The following is a 2,606-nucleotide window of genomic DNA, read 5'->3' as shown; positions in this document are numbered from 1 at the left end:
TGCTCAACTCCGACAACTGGCAGAATCACATGATTCTCCATATCAAAGCCTACGAGCGGCGCCAAGGGTCCAAGCAGCATCTCGTGTGGAAGACTGCGACGATGGAACGCGGGCAGAATCACCGCACGAACGCGCTGTTGCTCGACAGCCCGGCCGACGTCGTCTCTCTCAACTCGGCGAGCATGGGGGACTATCGTAAGGTCGTTCCCGCCGCCGATGGCGCGAAGATCAGCATCCTCGACACCGACCACCTCTGGTGCGTCGGCGGCAATGCGTCGTGGGTGTGGAAAAGCTTCACTCGCGGGCATCATCCGGTGTTCATGGACCCCCACTACCCGAATCCGTGGGGCAAGGACACCCCGGAGTACGAACGGATCCGCAAGGCGATGGGGCATACCCGCAGCTGCGCCGAGCGGCTGGACCTCGCAGCGATGAGTCCCCAGGCCGCTGACTCGGCCGCGCCGTCGTCCACGCGCTATTGCCTGTTCAACTCAGGCGAAGAGTACTTGGTCTATCAACCCGGCGCCGGGGCGTTCCGCCTGCTGCTGCCCGCAGGGGCCTACCGTGTCGAGTGGTTCAATACAGCGACAGGGGAAGCTGGTCCGTCCGGCACCATCACCTGGCGCGGCGGCAAGCGAATCTTCGTCCCGCCTTCGGGCGAGCACCGAGTGCTCTGTGTCGCGGCGCGGAAGGATATTGGCTCCGCGCGTGCAAATGACGGGGAGAGTTGGCTCCAGCGCAGGCTGCGCGACCGGGCGGGCGCCCGCTTCACGGTGAATCAGGAGGAGTGCATGGCGAAGATTAGGACGCTGCTGTTTGCCGGCGGCGAGATTCATGACTACAAGGGCTGCGGCCCCCTGATGGAAGACGCGTTAAAGGAGACGGGAGACTTCGACATCGCGTACGTCGAGCAAGACCTCTCGGTGCTGGAGGCGCCGAAACTCGATCCGTACGACCTCGTCGTGTTCTACTACACCGTCGGCGAGATCACCGACGCCCAGAAGAACGGTCTGCTCAACTTCGTCGCCTCCGGCAAGGGGTTCGCGACCTGCCATTCCGGCGCCGACTCCTTCCGCGATTGCCCGGAGTACCGCGCCATGGTCGGCGGGTATTTCGTGACCCACCCGCACTTCCGCTCCTACCAGGTGAGCGTGGTTGACCCGGAGCATCCGATAACTGAAGGGCTCGACGAGTTCGTGGTCGAGGACGAGCAGTACATCGTCGATTACGACCCGCGCGTCCGCGTTCTGGCCTCAGCGCTGTGGAAGGGCACCGCCATGCCCGTGGCGTGGATCAAGCCGTGGGGCAAGGGGCGCGTGTTTTATCTCGCTCTCGGGCACAACCCCGACGCGTGCAAGCACGAGATGTTCCGCTTGCTCTTGCAGCGCGGCTCGAAGTGGGCGGGAACCCCGCCGGCGGGGTAACGCGCAGCGGATATCCGGCGCCGCCCGAACTACATCATGAGGTGCAAAATGGATACGGTCTTCTTCGTCCTCGCCGTCGTTTGCCTGCTGCTCGTCTGCGCGGCCATGGTCGGCTACGCCGCCGTCGAGAACCACACGACACCCGGCATGATAAGCTGTGACACCTACAGCGTGCGCCAGCTCTTCGGCCAGGGCGAACTCACCCTCGAAACGGTGCCGGAACTCTACGTGCAGCTCGATATCCCCGGGGTGACGTTCAACGACATGTTCTTCACGTCGTGGGACCAGGACTACCTGGACAAGCTCAACGCGGCGATGGCGGAACATCAGCGCACCCCCACCTGTCTCATCATGGAGGGCAACCTCGCCAACCCCGACGACGCACTGTGGGAGCAACAGATCGAGAGTAACGTCATGAAGCTCAAGGCTGCCGCGTATCTCGGCTGCCCCGTCGTGCGCTTGAACGTCGGGGGCACGGGTGATGCCGAGCGCGAGGAGACCTTCTGCGTCGAGCGCGTCGCCGCCGCGTTCAATCGCATGCTGCCGCTCGCCAAGGAACTCAACATCAAGATCACCATCGAGAACCACGGCGGCGTCTCCGCGACGGCCGACAACATCCTGCGCATCATCGAACTCACCGACCGCGAGTGGGTGGGTTCGTGCCTCGACTTCGGCAACTGGCCCGCCGAGGTGCGCTACGAGTCGTGCCGCAAGCTCGCCCCGTATGCGTATCACACGCACGCGAAGACTCACGTTTTCGACGAGGTCGGCGAAGAGGCGCGCATGGAGTTCGGCCGCATCCTCGCGTATGTGCGCGCCGCCGGCTATGACCGCGCGCTGTCTATCGAGTTCGAGGGCGGCGGCGATCCCGTCGAGGGCGTGAAGAAGACGCGCGACTTGCTGCTGCGTTACTGGCCTGCCGGAGCGAACACCCTCGCCGACGTGTGGGGCATGATTCTGCCCGAGGGCGCCGCCGCGCAGAAGATCCAGGGCGGCTTCCAGTTCACCGAGGGCCCCGCGTGGGACCGCAAGGGCAATCTCTACTTCAGCGATATCCCCGCCAACACCATTCAGCAGCTCGACGCTCAGGGCAAGATCTCCGCCTTCGCGAAGCCGAGCGGCCAAGCCAACGGCCTCGCGGTGGATCGGCAAGGCAACATTGTCGCCTGCCGGCACGAGGCC

General features: G+C 64.4%; 2 protein-coding genes. Both read left to right on the top strand.

Annotated features, from left to right (window positions below):
* On the top strand, positions 1–1,424 hold a 1,424-nt coding region (locus tag JSV65_00725; protein ID UCH34913.1), incomplete at its 5' end, for a ThuA domain-containing protein.
* A 48-nt stretch (positions 1,425–1,472) separates the two neighbouring features.
* On the top strand, positions 1,473–2,606 hold a 1,134-nt coding region (locus JSV65_00720; protein ID UCH34912.1), incomplete at its 3' end, for a TIM barrel protein.

This window comes from Armatimonadota bacterium, from assembly GCA_020354555.1.
Taxonomy (GTDB): domain Bacteria; phylum Armatimonadota; class Hebobacteria.
Note: the sequence above shows the minus strand (reverse complement) of the source record. Positions and strands in the feature narration are given on the sequence as shown.